Source organism: Blautia glucerasea, assembly GCF_020537505.1.
GTDB lineage: Bacteria > Bacillota > Clostridia > Lachnospirales > Lachnospiraceae > Blautia_A.
In genome coordinates, this window is sequence record NZ_JAJBMO010000055.1 from 1 (window position 1) to 3,075 (window position 3,075).

The 3,075-nt window shown below is 51.4% G+C and carries 4 protein-coding genes; all 4 read left to right on the plus strand.

Going from position 1 to position 3,075, the window contains the following annotated elements:
• Window positions 1-389 (plus strand): DUF3789 domain-containing protein (locus tag LIQ05_RS19040; protein WP_226822894.1); only part of this gene is annotated, 389 nt, incomplete at its 5' end.
• A gap of 129 nt (window positions 390-518) precedes the next feature.
• Complete coding sequence (locus LIQ05_RS19045) at window positions 519-827, plus strand: plasmid mobilization protein (protein WP_044920349.1); 309 nt, start codon at window positions 519-521, stop codon at window positions 825-827.
• A 3-nt stretch (window positions 828-830) separates the two neighbouring features.
• Window positions 831-2,126, plus strand: a complete 1,296-nt coding sequence (locus LIQ05_RS19050) for a relaxase/mobilization nuclease domain-containing protein (RefSeq protein ID WP_006428289.1) — start codon at window positions 831-833, stop codon at window positions 2,124-2,126.
• 5 nt (window positions 2,127-2,131) lie between these two features.
• The gene (locus LIQ05_RS19055) at window positions 2,132-2,971 is read left to right on the plus strand and encodes a PcfB family protein (RefSeq protein ID WP_195635004.1); all 840 of its coding nucleotides are present in this window, start codon (window positions 2,132-2,134) and stop codon (window positions 2,969-2,971) included.
• The last annotated feature ends 104 nt before the right edge of the window (window positions 2,972-3,075 follow it).

The window sequence follows — 3,075 nt, forward strand, 5'->3', positions numbered from 1 at the left end:
AGAACGAAAAAATGTTGGGATTTATACTTGGCACAATGACCGGAGGAGTAATGGGAATTTTTGCAATGTGTCTTTTCATAGCTGGGAAGCGTGAGGATGAGGCACTGGAGCGGTGCCGGATGAAACGGAAGGAGATCATCGACCACGGCGTGTGCATCTGTTTTGTAAACAGCCAGGGAGAGGAACTATTCCGTCTGGCAGACGGAGAAAGCCTTGTGCAGAATGCCCCAAATGGAGAGCGGAATGTATCCACCTGCCATTATCTGGATGCCGATTCTGCCATGATCGATGGGAAGAAATGGAACCTTCTGGAATTTGCAAAAGAGATGGAAAAGAGAGGGATCATGTTCGCCCCGATGGTGCTGTGCCAGGTATCGGAAAGGGGGTGAGGCCCATATGAAGAAAAAAATCATTGCTGCAGCGGTAGCCATCGGCGTCCTGGCAGGTTTCCTGATCTGGAAAAATCGTGAAATGTAATGGAGCAACAACCAATAACCCGTTGGAAAGCAGGTGAAGAGATGAGAAAAAGAAACCATGTGATACCAGTCCGCCTCAATGCGAAGGAGCTGCGTTTTCTGGAAGAGCAGGTAGAGAAAAGCGGCCTGTCCCGTGAGGAATATATCCGTTCCCTTGTCATGGGCGGCGAAGTCCGGGCAAGACCCTGTGAGCATCATACGGAGCTTTTGCGGAAAATATCCGGTCTGTGCAACAATGCCAACCAGCTTGCCCATGTAGCTAACGGCTGTGGGATGGCCGGGGAAGAGAGCATCCGGGAAATGCTCCGCATGACAAAAGAAACATGGAGGCTGGTCAAAGAGGAATGGTAGCCGATGGCATACACCAGTATCATCCCGGTCAGCCGTCTGGACAATTCCATCACGTACATCCGAAACAAGGATAAGACCACAAAAAAAGGGCAAAGTGCCGGCTCTCTGGAAGAAGCCATTGATTACGCCATGAACCGGGACAAGACGGAGCGTTCCATTTTTGAGGATGCCATCGGCTGTGTCTGTGAGACTGCCTATCAAGATATGGTAGCTACAAAGAAACGATACCACAAGATGGACGGGGTGCAGGGCTTCCATCTGGTGCAGAGCTTTGCCAAAGGGGAAGTCACCCCAGAGCTGGCCCACCGGATCGGCATGGAGCTGGCAAAAAGGCTCCTGCAGGGAAAATACGAAGCAGTGATCACTACCCATCTGAACACGGAGCATTACCATAACCACATTGTGTTTAATTCCGTGAGCATGGAAGATGGGAAAAAATATCACAGCAACAGCAGGAGTTACTACGAAGATGTGCGGAAAGCTTCGGATGCCTTATGCCTGAAATACGGCTTATCCGTCATCGAGCCGAAAAACGGCAAGGGGAAATCCTACGCCCAGTGGATGGCAGAACAGGACGGAAAGCCGACCTGGAGAACCTCGATCCGTCTGGATATCCGGGATGCAGTGGCAGAGAGTTTCACATGGAAACAGTTCCTGGATCAGATGAAGCAGAGGGGATACCAGTGGAAGCTGAACCGGAAGTACATTGCATTAAAAGCACCGGGAATGGAACGGTATATCCGTCTGCGGAGCCTTGGGAAGAATTATTCGGAAGAGGGCATCCGACAGTGGATCTTGCAGCCAAAGAGCAGGACACCTGCTGGAAAAGAAGGAGCTTCCCGACCCCCGAAAAAGAAGTTAAAAGGGATACAGGCCCTGTACTATTCCTATCTGTACCAGATGGGTGTTCTGAAGCAGAAACCCAAAAGGATCTCCCCGGTGCTCCGGGCAGATATCCGGAAACTGGATGCCAGGATCGAGCAGATGGAATTTCTCCAGAAGCATCAGATCACCACCCGTGAAGAGCTGCTTGTCTACCGAATTCCATTGGAAGAACAGGTGCAGGCACTCACCAAAGAACGGAAGCGGCTCTACCGGAGCGAACCGGACAGTGCCAGGATCGGTCAGATCACCGAAGAACTAAAGCCGCTTCGGAAGGATATCCGCCTTTGTATCCGGATCGAACAGCAGTCCAGAGAGATGGAAGAAAAGATGCGTCTGGCAGAGCAGATCCAGAGGCAGGCAGAACAGGAAGAGCAGACGGAGAAAAACAGACAACCGAGAACAGAAAGCAGGTGAATGATATGAATTATGGAGGCGATGCGGCGGACCAGATCGTCCGGTATTCGCTGGACGGCGTGGACCACGGGCTCAGGCTTTCGGGTACGCTGGCAAAGCATCTGGCGGTATTTGTTGCCGCCGTATTAAAAGACCAGAAGAAAACGAGGGGCAGAACCCGGATGGTGCGGATGTTAAAGGAGAACAAGCCATTGAAGTTCTTTACCGTGCCGTCCGACCGCCTGAGAGAATTCTGCAGTGAGGGCAGGAAACGGGGACTGCTCTATGTGATCATCCGGGATAAAAAGAAACCGGAGATGAGCGAGGTCATGGTCTTTGCGGATGACGCAGCCAAAGTCAACCGTGTCATGGATAAGATGAACCTTGATTTTGTAAGAAGCGAAGTCGGGGAAGCTGTCCATGAGGTAACTGCCGGAATGGAAGCACCGGAAACCGAAGCAGTACAGGAAACCGTACAGATGCCGGAGGGCGAGGTGCAGTTCGAGATCAGCGATCTGGACGAAGCATTCCAGGTCGGTGATATGGATTTTTCGGAAGGGGAAAAGAATCAGAACCACCCCGAAAAGGAGTTTTCTGAACTGGAAAATTTTATCCCGGTGCAGGAAGAGGGGGAAGAGAATCTGTCCGGCTCTTCCTTGCACAGCAGAAATATTTCTACCGGGCAGGAAAACGGGACTGATGGAGCAAAGCCAAGGGAACAGGAGCGTCCCAGTGTCCGCCGGGAGCTGGAGAACATCAAACGGGAGAAAGCAGAGGAATCCCAGAAGAAGAGCCGGGAAAAGAACCGTGGACCAAAGAAAACGCAGAAGAAAGCGAGAAATAAACGAAAGGTGAAAGCGAGGTAGAAGATGGACCTGACAAAATTTTTAGGGCAGGACACGCAGGAGCAGTCCACCCAGCGGTTATCGAAAGAAGAATATGCCGCACAGAAAAAGCAGGAGAGGGAAGA

Bases quoted from the DNA above. Each gene is read 5' to 3' on its own strand.
- LIQ05_RS19045 (WP_044920349.1), top strand. From the start codon at position 519: ATGAGAAAAAGAAACCATGTGATACCAGTCCGCCTCAATGCGAAGGAG.
- LIQ05_RS19050 (WP_006428289.1), top strand. From the start codon at position 831: ATGGCATACACCAGTATCATCCCGGTCAGCCGTCTGGACAATTCCATC.
- LIQ05_RS19055 (WP_195635004.1), top strand. From the start codon at position 2,132: ATGAATTATGGAGGCGATGCGGCGGACCAGATCGTCCGGTATTCGCTG.